At 63.6% G+C, this 16,336-nt stretch carries 13 protein-coding genes; 3 read left to right on the forward strand and 10 right to left on the reverse strand.

The features are described from left to right. Window positions 1–75: 75 nt before the first annotated feature. From gloA to JOD78_RS11550, 3 genes are all read left to right on the forward strand, one after another. Window positions 76–480 (forward strand): lactoylglutathione lyase, encoded by a 405-nt coding sequence (gloA, locus tag JOD78_RS11540; RefSeq protein WP_039790136.1) that lies wholly within the window; start codon window positions 76–78, stop codon window positions 478–480. Window positions 481–648: 168 nt separating this feature from the next. Further along, on the forward strand, window positions 649–1,932 hold the full coding sequence (locus JOD78_RS11545) for a chloride channel protein (protein ID WP_209533528.1): 1,284 nt from the start codon (window positions 649–651) through the stop codon (window positions 1,930–1,932). A gap of 204 nt (window positions 1,933–2,136) precedes the next feature. Continuing rightward, window positions 2,137–4,260 (forward strand): TonB-dependent receptor, encoded by a 2,124-nt coding sequence (locus JOD78_RS11550; protein ID WP_121037691.1) that lies wholly within the window; start codon window positions 2,137–2,139, stop codon window positions 4,258–4,260. Between the two features lie 29 nt (window positions 4,261–4,289). Here the strand turns inward: JOD78_RS11550 and JOD78_RS11555 are convergent, their stop codons facing one another. From JOD78_RS11555 to JOD78_RS11600, 10 genes are all read right to left on the reverse strand, one after another. Then, window positions 4,290–5,282: a SprT family zinc-dependent metalloprotease gene (locus JOD78_RS11555; RefSeq protein ID WP_121037688.1), complete on the reverse strand. Its 993-nt coding sequence runs from the start codon at window positions 5,280–5,282 to the stop codon at window positions 4,290–4,292. Window positions 5,283–5,334: 52 nt separating this feature from the next. After that, complete coding sequence (locus tag JOD78_RS11560) at window positions 5,335–6,120, reverse strand: lysophospholipid acyltransferase family protein (RefSeq protein ID WP_121037685.1); 786 nt, start codon at window positions 6,118–6,120, stop codon at window positions 5,335–5,337. 55 nt (window positions 6,121–6,175) lie between these two features. Continuing rightward, the gene (gene gmhB, locus JOD78_RS11565; protein ID WP_017451462.1) at window positions 6,176–6,733 is read right to left on the reverse strand and encodes a D-glycero-beta-D-manno-heptose 1,7-bisphosphate 7-phosphatase; all 558 of its coding nucleotides are present in this window, start codon (window positions 6,731–6,733) and stop codon (window positions 6,176–6,178) included. Window positions 6,734–6,824: 91 nt separating this feature from the next. After that, the gene (gene glyS / locus JOD78_RS11570) at window positions 6,825–8,945 is read right to left on the reverse strand and encodes a glycine--tRNA ligase subunit beta (protein ID WP_121037682.1); all 2,121 of its coding nucleotides are present in this window, start codon (window positions 8,943–8,945) and stop codon (window positions 6,825–6,827) included. A gap of 74 nt (window positions 8,946–9,019) precedes the next feature. Then, window positions 9,020–9,937, reverse strand: a complete 918-nt coding sequence (glyQ, locus tag JOD78_RS11575; RefSeq protein WP_039790129.1) for a glycine--tRNA ligase subunit alpha — start codon at window positions 9,935–9,937, stop codon at window positions 9,020–9,022. A gap of 120 nt (window positions 9,938–10,057) precedes the next feature. Beyond that, window positions 10,058–11,683 carry an apolipoprotein N-acyltransferase gene (gene lnt, locus JOD78_RS11580; protein ID WP_134135433.1) on the reverse strand — a complete coding sequence of 542 codons (1,626 nt, stop codon included), beginning with the start codon at window positions 11,681–11,683 and terminating at the stop codon, window positions 10,058–10,060. Between the two features lie 28 nt (window positions 11,684–11,711). After that, a complete protein-coding gene (locus tag JOD78_RS11585; RefSeq protein WP_034332131.1) occupies window positions 11,712–12,590 on the reverse strand; it encodes a transporter associated domain-containing protein in 879 nt (292 codons plus the stop codon). A gap of 210 nt (window positions 12,591–12,800) precedes the next feature. Beyond that, window positions 12,801–14,444 (reverse strand): methyl-accepting chemotaxis protein, encoded by a 1,644-nt coding sequence (locus JOD78_RS11590; RefSeq protein ID WP_280920979.1) that lies wholly within the window; start codon window positions 14,442–14,444, stop codon window positions 12,801–12,803. Between the two features lie 317 nt (window positions 14,445–14,761). Next, window positions 14,762–15,217 (reverse strand): rRNA maturation RNase YbeY, encoded by a 456-nt coding sequence (gene ybeY / locus JOD78_RS11595; protein WP_008325707.1) that lies wholly within the window; start codon window positions 15,215–15,217, stop codon window positions 14,762–14,764. Beyond that, window positions 15,204–16,334: a PhoH family protein gene (locus tag JOD78_RS11600; RefSeq protein WP_134135427.1), complete on the reverse strand. Its 1,131-nt coding sequence runs from the start codon at window positions 16,332–16,334 to the stop codon at window positions 15,204–15,206. The genes ybeY and JOD78_RS11600 overlap by 14 nt, the downstream gene beginning before the upstream one ends. Window positions 16,335–16,336 lie beyond the last annotated feature (2 nt).

A 16,336-nucleotide genomic window follows, 5' to 3' on the forward strand; every position in this document is an offset into this window, starting at 1 on the left:
GGCCTTCGGCGAGCGCCCGGCAAATCGGGGATAATGTCGGCTTGCTTCACGTTAGCCATGAAAAGGAGTCGCCAAGTGAGAATGTTGCATACGATGCTGCGCGTGGGAAATCTGGACCGTTCCATCGATTTCTATACCCAGGTGCTGGGCATGAAACTGCTGCGCAGGAATGACTACCCCGACGGCAAGTTCACGCTGGCCTTCGTCGGTTACGGCGAAGAACGCGATCACACCGTGCTCGAACTGACCCACAACTGGGATACCGAATCCTATGACCTGGGCACCGGCTACGGCCATATCGCCATCGAGGTGGACGATGCCTACGCCGCCTGTGAGGCGGTCAAGGCCAAGGGCGGCGCGGTTACCCGCGAAGCCGGTCCGATGAAGCACGGCAAGACCGTGATTGCCTTCGTCACCGATCCGGATGGCTACAAGATCGAGTTCATCCAGAAGAAGGAACAATACAGCGCCGCCGACTGAGGCAAGTCGCTGTCAGCCTGCCAGCCCGCTCACGCGGGCTTTTTTCATGGTGCGGCCATGCGGCGGGATTTTCGCAGCACAGGCCGTGTCCATGAGGATGCATCGCTGCATCCACGCATGTCTGCATCTTGCATCTCTGCATCAACAGAACAACAACAGGAACGCCAATTGAGCCTCTACCAACTCTCCAAAAGTCATCTGCGCCGGCTATGGGTCGAATACGGCATCCTCTGGAGCGGTGCCATCATCGTCGGCCTGGTTGCGGTGCTTTATGCACAGGCCATCGAACTCGGCTTCGGTGTCTTCCGCAGTATCGAACACAGGTCGCCCTGGCTGCCGCTGCTGCTCACGCCCGCTGTCTGTGCCGCCTGCGTGTGGCTCACGCGCCGCTACTTCCCCGGCTCGGAAGGCAGCGGCATCCCGCAGGCCATTGCCACCCTGCATGGGGATACCGCTGAACGCGGCAGCGTGCTGCTGTCCATCCGCGTGCTGGCCGGCAAGATCGTGCTGTCGGTGGTGGCCATCGCCGGCGGCATGACCATCGGCCGCGAAGGACCGACGGTGCAAATCGGTGCGGCCATCATGTACAACCTGCGCCGCCTGTATCCGACCGGATACGAGCACATGGAACGCCGCCTGATCCTGGCCGGTGCCGCCGCCGGCCTGGCGGCGGCCTTCAACACGCCGCTGGCCGGCATCGTCTTCGCCATCGAGGAACTCTCGCGCAGCTTCGAACAGCGCGCCAGCGGCGTGGTCATCACCACCATCATCTTCGCCGGCCTGGTGGCGCTGTCGATCAATGGCAACTACACCTATTTCGGCTCGATTGCCTTCCCTGGCGAAACCAGCGGCCGCCTGATCCTTGCCGTGATCGTGACCGCGGTACTGATGGGCGTGGCCGGCGGACTCTTCTGCTGGCTCATCCTCAATCCGACCCGCTGGATTCCTGCCCCCGTCGTGACGCTGCGCGCCGAACGTCCGGTGGCGTTCGCGGCGCTGTGCGGTTTCATCGTCGCGGTCATCGGCGTGGCCGCCGGCGGGGCCACCTTCGGCAGCGGCTACGAACAGGCGCATGGCCTGCTCAACGACGGGCAGGGGCTGTCGGTGTTCTATCCCTTCCTCAAGTTCGCTTCCATGATCGGCTCCTACCTGCCGGGCCTGCCGGGCGGCATCTTCGCGCCTTCGCTGTCCATCGGCGCCGGCTTCGGCAACCTGCTGCACCTGCTCTTCGGCGGCACCTCGCTGCCGATGCTGGTGGCGCTGGCCATGGTGGGCTACCTCGCGGCCGTCACGCAATCGCCGATCACCGCCTTCGTGATCGTGATGGAAATGGTCGACGGCCATGCGCTGGTGATCTCGCTGATGGCCACCGCGCTGATCGCCTCGGCGGTCTCCAAAGTATTCGCACCGCCGCTGTACGAAACGCTGGCCGAACGTTATCTCAAACACTGACGCTACACATCGTCGAAAGGCTGCGTCAATTTGACGCAGCCGCCGACACCCGCTCCCCGGGCAGCTGCGCGCCGCGTTCGTCATTCTGTCGTGCCGCGCGCGACAATATGTCGCACTCCCTCGTCGTTTTGCTTGGCCATAATCGCCCGCTGTACTTGCCTGCACAGACAGGCAGACCGATAACGACAACCCCTGGGGATTTCCATGCAACTCACTCCTTGTGCCTGCGCCATCGCGCTGGCGTTCAGCGCTTGCGGCCATGCCCTGGCCCAGACCACTTCTGATCCGGCCGATGCGCCCTTGCCGACCGTCAACGTGCGCGGTGACAAGCCTGCCGCAACGGCTCCGCTCAACGCCGACAGCGCTGCGCTGCTGGCCGATCAACCCGGTTACGCCAGCGCGGCAGCAGGCGGCGTTTCGGCGCTGCCGGTCCTCAATGGCTTCGCTGCCGACCGTCTCAAGATCCGCCTCGATGGCATGGAGGTCACCGCCGCCTGTGGCAACCAGATGAACGCACCCATGTCCTACATGCCGCCCGCGCAGGTCGGGATCACGCGCGTGATGGCCGGCATCACGCCGGTCAGCGTGGGTGGCGACAGCATCGGCGGCACCATCGAACTGGCGTCGCCGGCACCGCAGTTCGCGGCACAGCCCGGCGAGCTGTTGACCAAGGGGGGCTTCTCGGTAGCCGCACGCAGCGTCAATTCGGAAGTATCGGCGTCAGTGGAAGGGACGGTGGCCAGTGACAGTCTCTCGGTGCATTACGTAGCCAGCCAGTCGCGGGCCGAGAGCTACGTCAACGGCCGTGGCGACAAGGTGCTGGGCAGCCAGTTCGAGAGCAACAACCACGCGGTGACAGTGGCTGCACGCGGTGATGGACAGCAACTGATGTTCAAGGCCGGGCAGCAATACATCCCTTACCAAGGTTTCCCGAACCAGTACATGGACATGACCGGCAACCGCTCCACCTTTGCCAACCTGGGCTATGAGCACCGCTTCGACTGGGGCAAGCTGCTGGGCCGCGTGTACTGGCAGCGCACCGAGCATGAGATGGGATTTTTCAGCGCCGAACGCACCGGCACCATGCCCATGCAGACACAGGGCCGTGATCTCGGTTACACGCTGCGCGCCGATATCGACCTCGCGCCGGAGGGCCGCAGCGTACTGCGCGTGGGCAACGAGTACCACAGCTTCCATCTGGATGACGACTGGCCGGCCGTACCTGGCTCGATGATGATGGGCCCACGGACCTATGTGAACATCAACGACGGCAAGCGCGATCGTTACGCCCTCTTCGCCGAGTGGGAAGGCAAGTTGAATGAACGTTGGAGCACGATCGTGGGTGTGCGCGACGAGCTGGTCAAGACCGATGCCGGCAACGTGCAATCCTATGGCACCAACATGATGAACATGGCTGACCTGACGGCGGCCAATGCCTTCAATGCCCGCGGCCACGCGAAGACCGACAACAACATCGACCTCACCGCACTGGCGCGCTTCACGCCCGACGCCGGGCAGACCTGGGAGGTGGGCTATGCCCGCAAGACGCGTTCGCCCAATCTCTACGAGCGCTACACCTGGGGCCGCGGCACCATGGCCATGACCATGACCAACTGGTTCGGCGATGGCAACGGCTATGTCGGCAACATCGATCTCAAGCCGGAAGTGGCGCATACCCTCTCGGCCACCGCTGACTGGCATGCAGCCGACAAGGACGGCAACGAACCGCGCTGGTTCTTCAAGCTGACGCCGTATTTCAGCTACGTCGAGAACTACATCGATGCCGATGTCATCGGCCGCTTCAATCCCTACAGCGTCAGCACTGCCTCGGGTGCGCTGCTGCAATTCGCCAATCACGATGCCCGTCTCTATGGCATCAACGCCTCGTGGAAGTGGCCGCTGTTGCGTACCGCCGGACTGGGGGACATCGCCTTCACCGGCAAGGCCGGCCTCACGCGCGGCAAGCGTGTCGATGGCGGCAACCTGTATCACATGATGCCCTTCAACGTGCTGGCCGCGCTGGAGCAGCAGCAAGGCGCGTGGACCAACCGCGCTGAAGTGAATTACGTCGCACGCAAGACGCTGGTGGACAGCAATCGCCTGGAGCCGGTCACCGCCAGCTATACCGTCTTCAACCTGCGCAGCAGCTATCAGTTCAACCAGGCCATCAGCGTCAGCGCAGGCATCAGCAATCTGTTCAATCGCAACTATGCGGATGCGCTGGGCGGGGTCTACCTGTCGGGATTGGCCAAGACCAAGAGCGGCAGCCTGCAAGCCTTGCCGGGCTATGGGCGCTCGCTGGACGTGGGTGTGAACGTGCGCTTCTGAGCGAGTGAGGGAGGGCCGGACCCGGCCGGTCAGAAGATCGGCATGGTCTCGGCTGCGCTGTCGCGCAAGGCTTTCTTGGCCGATTCGAACTCAGGGAAGATCGATTGCACCGTGGCCCAGAAGCGCGGGCTGTGGTTCATCTCGCGCAGGTGCGCCAGTTCATGCGCGATCACGTAATCGATCAGCGGCAGGGCGAAATGCATCAGCCGCCAGTTCAGGCGGATGCGTGCATCCGACGTGCAGGAGCCCCATTGCGTGGTGGCCGAGGACAGTGCGTAGGAGCGATATTGCACGCCCAGCTTCTCGGCATAAATCATGAGCCGCTTGCCGAACAGTTCTTCGGCGCGCGCCTGTAGCCAGCCCTGCACGCGATCCTTCAATTGCTGCTCGCCGGCGTCGGCCGGCAGGCTGATGTTGAGTTCGCGCGTGACTTCGTCGAGGAACACCGCCTGGCGCTGGCCGGTGCGGATGCGCAGCGTGATCTCGGCACCCAGATAGGGCAGGGTGGCGCCATCGCGCCATTGCATCTGCGGTTGCAGGCGACGCGCCGAACGCTCGCGGCGCTCGTTGAGCTTGGAGAGGATCCAGCGCTGCTTCTCGCGGATGGCGTTGTCGATCTCGGCCAGCGTGACCCACTTGGGCGCGGTCACGCGCAGGCCTTCATCACTGACCAGGAAACCGATGGTGCGGCGCTTGGAACGCAGCAGTGCGAAATCGATGGTGTGCTCGCCCAGCTGGATGCGGCGCTTGCCATCGGCCGGACGGGCCGTGGTCGGCGGGGCCAGCAGCGGGCTGGGAGGTGAGGGTGATGCGGGTGATTCGGGAATCAGGGGCGGCGGCAGCGGAGCCGCATGGACGACCGGATGCGGTGTCACGATGAGCGGCGGCTGCACCGTAGGTGAAGGCAACGCCGGACCCGGATCGACGGGCGCCGCTGCCGGCGCAGCGGCGGGCGCGCCAAACAAATCCAGTTGCAGCGAGAGCTGGTCGGGATTGGGTTTGGGTTTGCGGAGCAGTATCAAGGCAGTCGCGGCGTCCTGTGTTGCTGTTGGCTAAGGAGTTGGCCGCGCGGCATTACTGCGATGCAGTCGTGGCGGCCGGCCGGGGCGCGCTGTTTTTGTAGACGTCCGGCGAAATCACGCGCATCTCGGATTCTATCCAATTTTCGACGCGCTCGTTCAATTCCTGGGGATTCAGGCCTTCCGGCGAAATCGGCTTGCCGATCGAGACCGTGATGACGCCCGGCTTCTTGACGAAGCTGCCCTTGGGCCAGCACTCGCCCGAGTTCACCGCCACCGGCACCACCAGCGTATTGGTTTCCACCGCCAGGCGCGAACCACCGGCCTTGTACTTGCCCTGCGAGCCCACGGCGGTGCGCGTACCTTCCGGGAACATCATGATCCACTGGCCATCGCGCAGGCGGCGGCGGCCATGTTCCAGCACTTGCGCAAAGGCGTCGCGGCCTTTCTTGCGATCGATCGGAATCATGCGCAAGAGCCCGATGCCCCAGCCGAAGAAGGGAATGTAGGTCAGTTCCTTCTTGAACACGAACACCAGCGGACGCGGCATGTTGATGACGTAGAAGATGGTTTCCCAGGCCGATTGGTGCTTGGAGAGCAGGATCACCGGCGCATCGGGCAGGTTCTCGGTGCCGCGCATTTCGTAGCGGATGCCGCAGATCACGCGCGCGGTCCAGATCACGAACACGTTCCAGCGCGAAGTCCACCAGTAGCGCTGGGCGTAAGGGAAGGGGGCCGACAGCAGGCAGGCGAAGGACCAGATGATGGTGGCCACGGCCATCAGGACCATGAAGACCACCGAACGCAGAATCAGGACAAGGCGCAAAATCGTTTCTCCCATGCCGAAGCATGTTGTTGTAATGAATGGGGTTGGCTGCGCGGTCGCAGTGACGGCACTATACCGAGACCCCGACCGGCGACTTCAGAATGAAATCAACCACTGCCGATAAATCCGGAAAAACCAGCGTGCCCGGCGGCAAGCCGCCCTTGGCCTGGGTCTTCTCGCCCTTGCCGGTCAGCACCAGGTAGGGCGCACAGCCGGCCACATAGCCCGCCTGCAAGTCGCGCAGCGAATCGCCTACGGTCGCCACACCGCCGCGCAGGCTGATGTTGAAGCGCTTGGCGATCTCGTGGAACATGCCCGGCTTGGGTTTGCGGCAATCGCAATTGTCATCGGCCGAGTGCGGGCAGAAGAATACCGCATCGATATCGGCACCGGCCTGCTGGGCCGCATTGTGCATCTTCTGGTGGATGGCGTTGAGGGTCTTGATGTCGAACAAGCCGCGCGCCACGCCGGACTGGTTGGTGGCCACCACCACGCGATAGCCGGCCTGGTTCAGGCGCGCGATCGCTTCCAGCGAACCCTTGATGGGGATCCACTCGTCGGGCGACTTGATGAAGGCATCGGAATCCTGGTTGATGACGCCATCGCGGTCGAGAATGATCAGTTTCATTCCTGCTTTCCTTCATGAATACCGCCGCGCCAGGACAAGCCCGTGCGCGGCGGATCGGTGTTGCGTGGGCCCTAGCCGGTAGCGTGTTGGATTACGCGGCCAGCTTGGAAATGTCAGCCACCTGGTTGAGCATGCCATGCAGCGAGGCCAGCAGGGCCTGGCGATTCTTGCGCAGCTGTTCGTCCTCGGCATTGACCATCACGTCGTTGAAGAAGGCATCGACGTTCTGGCGCAGCTGTGCCAGGGCCTTGAGCGCACCGGCGAAGTCACCCGCGGCGTAGGCTGCCTGCACCTGCGGACGCGTGGTCTGCATGGCGGCGAACAGGCCCTGCTCGGCGGCTTCCTGCAGCAGGTTTTCCTGCACGGCACCGTGGGCGTCGATGGCCACGCCTTCGATCTTCTTCAGGATGTTGGTGATGCGCTTGTTGGCAGCGGCCAGGGCCTCGGCTTCCGGCAAGGCGGCGAAGGCTTGCACGGCTTGCAGGCGTTCCACCACGTTGTCCAGCACGTCAGGCTGCTGGGCCACCACGGCTTCCACTTCGTTCTGCGCAAAGCCGCGCTCGCGCAGCAGGCCGCGCAGGCGGTCGTAGATGAAGGCCTGCACATCGGCGCGCGGATCCTTGAAATTGGCGTTGCCGGCGAACAGTCCTGCTGCTGCATCCAGCAAGGCGGTCAGCGACAGCGGCAGGCGTTTTTCGACCAGCATGCGCAGCACGCCCAGGGCATGGCGGCGCAGGGCGAACGGATCCTTGTCGCCGGTCGGCTGCAGGCCGATGCCCCAGATGCCGACCAGGGTTTCCAGCTTGTCGGCCAGGGCCACGGCGGTACCGGTGGCGGTGGCAGGCAAGGCGTCGCCGGCAAAGCGCGGCTGGTAGTGTTCGGAAGCGGCCAGTGCCACTTCATCGGACTCGCCGTCATGACGCGCGTAGTACGTGCCCATGATGCCTTGCAGTTCGGGGAACTCGCCGACCATGTCGGTCAGCAGGTCGGCCTTGGCCAGCAGTGCGCCGCGCTCGGCTTGCTTGACGTCGCCGCCCAGCAGGCTGGCGATCTTGCCGGCCAGCGCCTGCACGCGCTCGGTGCGCTGCAACTGGTTGCCCAGCTTGTTGTGGTAGACCACGTTGGCCAGTTGCGGCACGCGATCGGCCAGGGATTTTTTCTTGTCCTGCTCGAAGAAGAACTTGGCATCCGACAGGCGCGGACGCACCACGCGCTCGTTGCCGCCGATGATGTGTTCGGGGCGATCGGTCTCCAGGTTGGAAACGATCAGGAAGCGTGAACGCAGCTTGCCATCGGCGTCGGTGAGCGCAAAATATTTCTGGTTGGTCTGCATGGTCAGGATCAGGCATTCCTGCGGCACGGCCAGGAATTCATCCTCGAACTTGCATTCGTAGACCACCGGCCATTCCACCAGTGCGGTGACTTCGTCCAGCAGCGAATCCGGCATCAGCACTTGATCGCCACCGGCCTTGGCCAGCAGCGCTGTGCGGATCTTTTCGCGGCGCTCGGTGAAACTGGCGATGACCTTGCCTTGCGTGGCCAGTGCCTCGACGTAGGCATCGGGCGAGGCGATCTGCAGCACACCCGAGGACAGGAAGCGATGGCCCAGCGTGGTACGGCCGGCATCCAGGCCCAGCGTATTGATCGGCACCACGTCGTTGCCCAGCAGCGCCACCAGGTAGTGCGCGGGACGCACGAAGTGCACCGTCTCGCCGGCCGCGCGGCCGAACTGGCGCTGGTAGCTCATGACCTTGGGGATGGGCAGCTTGGACAGGCTTTCGTCGAGCGCAGCCTGCAGGCCCACGGCCAGGGCCGAACCCTTGGCGGTATAGGTGTAGAAGAAGCTCTCGGCCTTGCCATCCTGGGCGCGTTCCAGCTGGTCCGGGGTGATGACGGTGGCACCGGTGGAGGCGGCCAGTGCGGCCAGCTTCTTCACCAGCGGAGCCGACGGGCGGCCTTCGGCGTCCAATGCGACGGTCACCGGCAGCACTTTTTCGCGGATCGATTTGTCCGGCGAGGCGGCGCGCACTTGCGTGATGGAGACGGCCAGGCGGCGCGGCGTCGCGTAGGCGGTGGCGGCAGCGCCGGCATCGAGATAGCCGCGGCTTTGCAGGCCATTGAAGATGCCATTGGCGAAGGCATCGCCCAGCTTGGCCAGCGCCTTCGGCGGGAGTTCTTCGGTGACGAGTTCTACGAGGAGTGTCTGGTTCATGTTGTCTGTCTTGCTGTCTTGCTCGGGACACCGGTCAAGTCAACCGGTGCCGCATCATGTCATGTCGCTGCGTCTCAGGCGGCCGCTTGTGCCGGTGCCTGGCCCAGCATCGGGAAGCCCAGGCGTTCGCGCGATTCGAAGTAGGCCTGTGCCACGGCCCGCGAAAGATTGCGGATGCGGCCGATGTAGGCGGCGCGCTCGGTGACCGAAATGGCGCCACGGGCGTCGAGCATGTTGAAGGTGTGGGCGGCCTTGAGCACCTGTTCATACGCGGGCAGGGCCAGCGGCACTTCCATCAGGCGCTTGGCTTCGGCTTCGTAGTTGGTGAACAGCGAGAACAGGAAGTCGGTGTTCGAGTACTCGAAGTTGAAGGTGGATTGTTCCACTTCATTCTGGTGGAACACGTCGCCATAGGTCAGGTGCTTCTTGACGCCGTTCTCGGTCCATTCGGTCCAGACCAGGTCATAGACGTTTTCCACGCCCTGCAGGTACATGGCCAGGCGCTCGATGCCGTAGGTGATCTCGCCCAGCACCGGCTTGCAATCGAGGCCGCCGACCTGCTGGAAATAGGTGAATTGCGTCACTTCCATGCCATTGAGCCAGACTTCCCAACCCAGGCCCCAGGCGCCCAGGGTGGGGTTTTCCCAGTCATCCTCGACGAAGCGCACGTCGTTTTGCTTCAGATCCAGTCCCAGCGCCTCCAGCGAGCCCAGGTACAGGTCCAGGATGTTTTCCGGCGCCGGCTTCAGGACCACCTGGTACTGGTAGTAGTGCTGCATGCGGTTGGGGTTTTCGCCATAGCGGCCATCCTTGGGACGGCGCGAAGGCTGGACATAGGCGGCGCGCCACGGTTCCGGGCCGATTGCGCGCAGGAAGGTTGCCGTGTGCGAGGTGCCCGCGCCGACTTCCATGTCGTAGGGTTGCAGCAGTGCGCAGCCTTGGGCGTCCCAATATTCTTGCAACTTGAGGATGATTTGTTGAAATGTCAGCATCGTATGTGGTGGCCTGGCGAACCGGCGGAGGAATTGCGAAAACCTTGAATTTTAGCGCCTTTTGGGGCGTTTGACCCGGTTTTGCCGGGGCGCGGCACTGCCGGCCCCTGGCATCGGAGATCAGTGGCGAATGCGCGCGGCCTTGTTGCGGCCCCAGGCCAGCAGCAGCATCAGCAGCGCCAGCCCGACGATGAGCTTGTTGCCCAGCAGAATGTAGGGGGTCTGGCCGCCATAGCCCTGCACCTGGCCGGAGAGAACGCCGCGCGTGTAGGGCGGCAGTTCGCTGACCGCGCCGCCCGGCAGGATCACCGCCGTGGCCCCGGTATTGGTGGCGCGCAGCATCGGGCGGCCGGTTTCCAGCGTGCGCATCTGCGAGATCTGCAGGTGCTGGGGCAGGGCGATCGAATTGCCGAACCAGGCAATGTTGGACAGGTTCAGCAACAGGCTGGCCTGTGGCTGGCCGGCACGGTAGGCATCGCGCAGCTGGCCGGCGATTTCTTCGCCAAACAGATCTTCGTAGCAGATGTTGGGCAGCACCCACTGGTCCTTCACGCCGAAGGGCGACTGCACCGGTGCGCCGCGCGTCATGTCGCCCAGCGGGATGTGCATCAGGTCGACGAACCAGCGGAAGCCCGGCGGGATGAATTCACCGAAGGGCACCAGATGGTGCTTGTCGTAGCGGTAGGGCATCAAGGCCGATCCGAGTCCCGGGCCGAAGCCCAGCACCGAATTGGCATACAGTTGCGGACCATCGGAGAGCGGAATGCCCAGCGCCAGATGGCTGCCGCTCTTTTGCGCGAAGCGCGCGATGCGTTCCAGGTAATCCGGCGGCAATTGCTGCGGCAGCAGCGGAATGGCGGTTTCCGGGGTGGCGATCAGGTCGGCCGGCGCGGCGCTGATCATCTGTTCGTACATGCCGAGGGTGGAGACCAGGGCATCGTTGGAGAATTTCATTTCCTGCGGAATGTTCCCCTGCAGCAGGCGCACCGTGATCGGCTGGCCTTGTGGCGTGGTCCAGTGCGCCAGCCGCAAGGCCACGCCGCCCGCGCACAGCAGGGCGGCGGCACACAGCGGCAGCACGATGCGCTGGCCAGTGCCAGCCACGCCCTTGCGCGCGAGGCCCATCCACAGCAGCGCCAGGCTGCCCGCGATGAGCGCTGCGACCCAGCCGACGAAATAGACGCCGCCCACCGGGGCGAAGCCGGCCAGTGGGCCAACCGTATGCGCATAGCCCGAAATCAGCCAAGGGAATCCCGTGAAGATCCAGCCGCGCGCCCACTCCGATAGCGCCCACAGCGCCGGCAGCATGAACAGCGCCAGTACCAGCGGCGAGGACGACCAGCGATGGCGCAGCCAGCCTGCCAGCGCGGTAGCCGCACCCGCATACAAGCCCAGATAGAGCGCCAGCAAGCCCACGGCCAGTGCCGCCATCCAGCCCGGCATGCCGCCGTAGTCATGCATGCTGATGTAGAGCCAGTGCACGCCCGCCGACGCCCAGCCGAAACCGTACAGCCAGCCGCGCAGGAAGTGGCGGCCGGTGGAGGCTTGCGGTTGCGCCAGCACGCCATGGAACAGCCAGGCCAGGGCCAGGATCTGCAAGGGCCACAGCTTGAAGGGCGCGAAGGCGAAGACGTTGACCGCACCCGCTGCCACCGGCAGCAGCAGGGCCAGCGCCGTGCCGAGGCGGCCGCGCGCAGCGGTCGCGCCGCGCGGCAGCGGCAGGTCTTGGGAGGAGGGGGAAGTCACGGTTGCAACGGCAGGCAGATCAGGCGATTCACTCGTCGTCCAGCGGTGCCGGCGGCAGCTTGGACACCAGCAGCACGTGGACCTGGCGCGCATCGGCGCGCAGCACTTCGAAGTGCAGGCCATCGATGTCGAATTCGTCGCCCTTGCGCGGCACGCGGCCCACGTGATTGGCGACCAGTCCGCCGATGGTGTCGGCGTCTTCGTCGGAGAAGCGGCTGCCCACTTCCGCGTTGAACTGCTCGATCTCGGTCAGGGCTTTCACGCGCCAGCGCGCGCCGTGCGGGCCATCCTTGAGGGCCAGCACATTGTCTTCGGCTTCATCGAAATCGTATTCGTCCTCGATGTCGCCGACGATCTGTTCCAGCACGTCCTCGATGGTGATCAGGCCGGCCACGCCGCCGTATTCGTCCACCACCACGGCCATGTGGTTGCGGTTGGCGCGGAAGTCGCGCAGCAGTACGTTCAGGCGCTTGGATTCGGGAATGAAGATGGCCGGACGCAGCATGTCGCGCACGTCGAAGGATTCCTCGGCGTAGTAACGCAGCAGGTCCTTGGCCAGCAGGATGCCGATCACCTTGTCGCGCTCGCCATCCACGGCGGGGAAGCGCGAGTGGGAGGTGGCCAGCACTTCGGGCATCCAGGTTTCGATCGGTTTGGAAATGTCGATGGTGTCCATCTGCGAGCGCGGCACCATGATGTCGCGCACGGCCAGGTCGGAGACCTGGAACACGCCTTCGATCATCGACAGCGCATCGGCGTCGATGAGATTGCGCTCGTGTGCGTCGTGCAACACTTCGAGCAGTTCTGCCCGGTTCTCGGGCTCGGGGGAAATCAGTGCGGTGAGTCGTTCAAACAGGGAACGATGGGGTTTAGCGTCAGACTTGACGCTACTAGGGTGATCTTGCATGGCGTTAGGCGCGAGCCCGACGTAGTTTCGAAGAGCCATAGGATACAACAATTATGTGACAAGTCCACTAAAGGCCCGGCCACAGCGGGCCGCCGTCCCGCTTGCCTCTTGGAAATTCCGATGTCTTCACGCCATTTCACCGAGCAAAAAAAAGCCGGCATTCACGATGCCGGCAAGTACTACCTCAGGGAAAAACTTTCTGCCTGGTGCTCAGGCGTAGCTCAGGGCCGGCATCGCCGTGTCCTGGGAATATTGCACAGCGGCCTGCTGCGAGCCGCGCACTGCGGTCGGGCCAGCCTGCTCGGCCGTGAGCTTGAAGATGCTCACCACATCGGTCAGGGCCACGCTCTGTTGCTGCATGGACGCGGCGGCCGCGGCAGCCTGTTCCACCAGGGCTGCGTTCTGCTGGGTGGTTTCGTCGATCCGGGCCACGGCGGTGTTGATCTGTTCCAGGCCGGCGGTCTGCTCGGTGCTGGCGGCGCTGATGTCCTGCACGATGTGGGTCACGCTCTGGATGCTCCTGACCACTTCGTCCATGGTCGACCCGGCTTCGCTGACCTGCTTTTCACCAGTGGCGACCTTGGCGACCGATTCATTGATGAGCGCCTCGATTTCCTTGGCGGCAACGGCCGAGCGCTGGGCCAGCGAGCGCACTTCGGAGGCGACCACCGCGAAACCGCGGCCTTGCTCACCGGCACGGGCCGCTTCCACTGCAGCATTCAGGGCCAGGATGTTGGTCTGGAAGGCAATGCCGTCAATCACGCTGATGATGTCCACGATCTTGTGCGAGGAGGTGCTGATGGCGTGCATGGTTTCGACCACGCGGTTCACGGCGGCGCCGCCCTTGGTGGCCACGTCCGAGGCATTGTCGGCCAGGCGCTTGGCTTCGCGGGCATTGTCGGAGGTCTGCTTGACGGTGGCAGTCAGCTGCTCCATCGCCGAGGCGGTTTCCTGCAGCGAGCCGGCTTGCTGCTCGGTGCGGTGGGACAGATCCATGTTGCCGCGCTTGATTTCATCAGAGGCCACAGCGATGGTGTCGGTACCATGGCGCACTTCACCAACGATGGCCACCAGGCTGTCATTCATGCCCTTGAGCGCGGCCATCAGCTGGCCCAGCTCATCCTTGCTGGTGACTTCAATGCGGCTTCCCAGATCACCCGACTGCACGCTCTGCGCCACGCTCACGGCCTGGGCCAGCGGACGGGAGATCGAGCGGGTCAGCAGCCAGGCGATCAGGCCACCCAGGATCAGGGCCGCCATGCTGGCTCCCATCATGGTCCACTTGGCCATGGCGTAGGCGGCTTCAGCTGCGTCCACATTGGCTTCGGAATTCTTGCGCAGCAGCTTGTTGAATTGCTCCACGTGGGCAATCACGCGATTGAGGATGGGCATGCAATCCTTGACCAGCGAAGTGCGTGCCGCTTCGTTCTGTTGCGAGGTCGCCAGCTTGACGATGTTGACGGCCACCGGCAGGTATTGCGCCTCCAGCTTGCGCAGTTGCTCCAGCATGTCGCGTTCCTGCGGCGTGGTCGCCGGATCTTGCATCAGGCGGGTCAGCTCGGCCATGCCGGAATCGATATCTTTCTGGGCGCTGCCGACCAGGTCGAGATCGCCTTTCTGTTCGGCAGTCCCATTGACCAGCGTCAGGTTGCGGGCCGCAATGGCGCGCAGGCCCACGGCAAATTGCACGTTGGAAAGCGCTTCGAGCTTGCCCTCATCGACGGAAGTCAGGAAGATGATGCGATCGTTCAGGCGCGACACTTGCTGCAGGCCGAAGGTGGCAACCGCCACCAGCAGGACCAGTACTGCGGCAAAGCCAAGGCCAAGACGATGGCCGATCTTCAGGTTCTTCATGACATCCTCCCCGATGGGTTTAATTGGTGTGGAAGCATTCTCGTTCAGCCGGAGTCCGCTTCCCATCGGGCTTTTCCTGAATTGCCTAGTTAAATGTCAGCGGAAAATCACCGGCAAATTGTCACTCCATTACGAAACAGAAAAAATCGATGATCACATCGGAAAAATCGATTACTTTTTTGCGTGATAAACCGGCAACCGCTTGAGGCAAACCAACAAAAATGAAACCTGGGTCGCAAACAAAAAACGGCCTGCAGTAGCAGACCGTTGTTTGCGACATCAGATTGCGTTGCCGAAGCGGCAAGGCAGTCTCTGCTTCAGCGTGACTTGTAGGGATTGTCGTAGCCCAGGGTAGCCAGGATCTCGGTTTCCAGCGCTTCCATCTCGTTGGCTTCCTCATCGTCCTCGTGATCATAGCCCTGCGCATGCAGCACGCCATGCACCACCAGGTGAGCGGTGTGTTCTTCCACGGTCTTCTTCTGCTCGGCGGCTTCCTTCTCCAGCACGTCGGTACAGAAGATGATGTCGGCTTCGGTAACTTCGCTGTCTTCATCTTCCGTATAAGCGAAGGTCAGCACATTGGTGGCGTAGTCCTTGCCGCGATAGTCGCGGTTGAGGTCACGGCCTTCTTCGGAACCGACGAAACGCAGCGTCAGTTCGGCCGGCGCAAACAGCGCGGCCTGCACCCAGCGGCGCAGGAGAGGGCGGGTGATGCTGTCCTTGAGGCGGTCGTCGGCATATTGCACCGACAGCGTGAGTTTATGTTTTGGCATGGCGCGGCTTGGCGGATTTGGTCAGGAGATTGGTGGCAGTGCGGGCAGTGGCGCGCGCGGTATCCGGGCGCGGGTTGCCGGCGGCATCATAGGCATCGACGATGCGCGCCACCAGCGGATGGCGGACCACGTCGGCACTGGTGAAGCGCGAGAAGGCGATGCCGCGCACGTCATGCAGCACCGACAGCGCATCGACCAGGCCGCTCTTCTGGCCGTGATGCAGGTCGACCTGGGTGACGTCGCCGGTGATGACGGCCTTGCTGCCGAAACCGATGCGGGTCAGGAACATCTTCATCTGTTCCGGCGTGGTGTTCTGCGCCTCATCCAGAATGATGAAGGCGTGATTGAGCGTGCGGCCGCGCATGTAGGCCAGCGGGGCGATCTCGATGGCCTGCTTCTCGAAGAGCTTCTGCGTGCGGTCAAAACCCAGCAGGTCATACAGCGCGTCATACAGCGGGCGCAGATATGGGTCGACCTTCTGCGCCAGATCGCCCGGCAGGAAGCCCAGGCGCTCGCCCGCTTCCACGGCCGGGCGCGTGAGCACGATACGCTGCACGGCATCGCGTTCCAGCGCATCGACCGCGCAGGCCACGGCCAGGTAAGTCTTGCCGGTACCGGCCGGGCCGACACCGAAGGTGATGTCGTGTTCGAGGATGGCATTCAGATACTGGCTCTGGTGCGGCGTGCGTCCGCGCAGGTCGTGCTTGCGGGTCTTCAGGATGGGGCTCTCGGGCAGCGGATCCTGGCTGTCCTTGTCATCGGTGGCAGTCGCAGCGGGTGCTGCCGCAGCGGCCTTGCCACGGCGCGCCGGCAGCGGCGGCAGGCCGGCTTCTTCGTCGGCGGCGGCGTTGGCGCGCTGCTCCACCAGGGCCAGCTGGATATCGTCCACGGCCACCGGACGGTCGGCCTTCTCGTAGAAGCGTTCCAGCACTTCCACGGCGCGTTCGGCGTTGGTGCCGGTAACCACGAAGCGGTCGCCACGGCGGAAGATGGTCACGTCCAGCGCGGCGGAAATCTGGCGCAGGTTTTCATCGAGCGCACCGCACAGGTTGGCCAGGCGCTTGTTGTCCAGCGGCTGGGGCGTGAAGTGATGAGGCTGATTGGGGATTTTTTTCAATG

The organism is Herbaspirillum sp. 1130, assembly GCF_017833835.1.
Lineage (GTDB): Bacteria > Pseudomonadota > Gammaproteobacteria > Burkholderiales > Burkholderiaceae_D > Herbaspirillum > Herbaspirillum huttiense.

Excerpts from the sequence above, each read along its gene's own strand:
- JOD78_RS11550 (WP_121037691.1), top strand. The coding sequence starts at position 2,137 with ATGCAACTCACTCCTTGTGCCTGCGCCATCGCGCTGGCGTTCAGCGCT.
- JOD78_RS11560 (WP_121037685.1), bottom strand. The coding sequence starts at position 6,120 with ATGGGAGAAACGATTTTGCGCCTTGTCCTGATTCTGCGTTCGGTGGTC.
- gmhB (WP_017451462.1), bottom strand. The coding sequence starts at position 6,733 with ATGAAACTGATCATTCTCGACCGCGATGGCGTCATCAACCAGGATTCC.
- glyS (WP_121037682.1), bottom strand. The coding sequence starts at position 8,945 with ATGAACCAGACACTCCTCGTAGAACTCGTCACCGAAGAACTCCCGCCG.
- glyQ (WP_039790129.1), bottom strand. The coding sequence starts at position 9,937 with ATGCTGACATTTCAACAAATCATCCTCAAGTTGCAAGAATATTGGGAC.
- JOD78_RS11585 (WP_034332131.1), bottom strand. The coding sequence starts at position 12,590 with ATGCAAGATCACCCTAGTAGCGTCAAGTCTGACGCTAAACCCCATCGT.
- JOD78_RS11590 (WP_280920979.1), bottom strand. The coding sequence starts at position 14,444 with ATGAAGAACCTGAAGATCGGCCATCGTCTTGGCCTTGGCTTTGCCGCA.
- ybeY (WP_008325707.1), bottom strand. The coding sequence starts at position 15,217 with ATGCCAAAACATAAACTCACGCTGTCGGTGCAATATGCCGACGACCGC.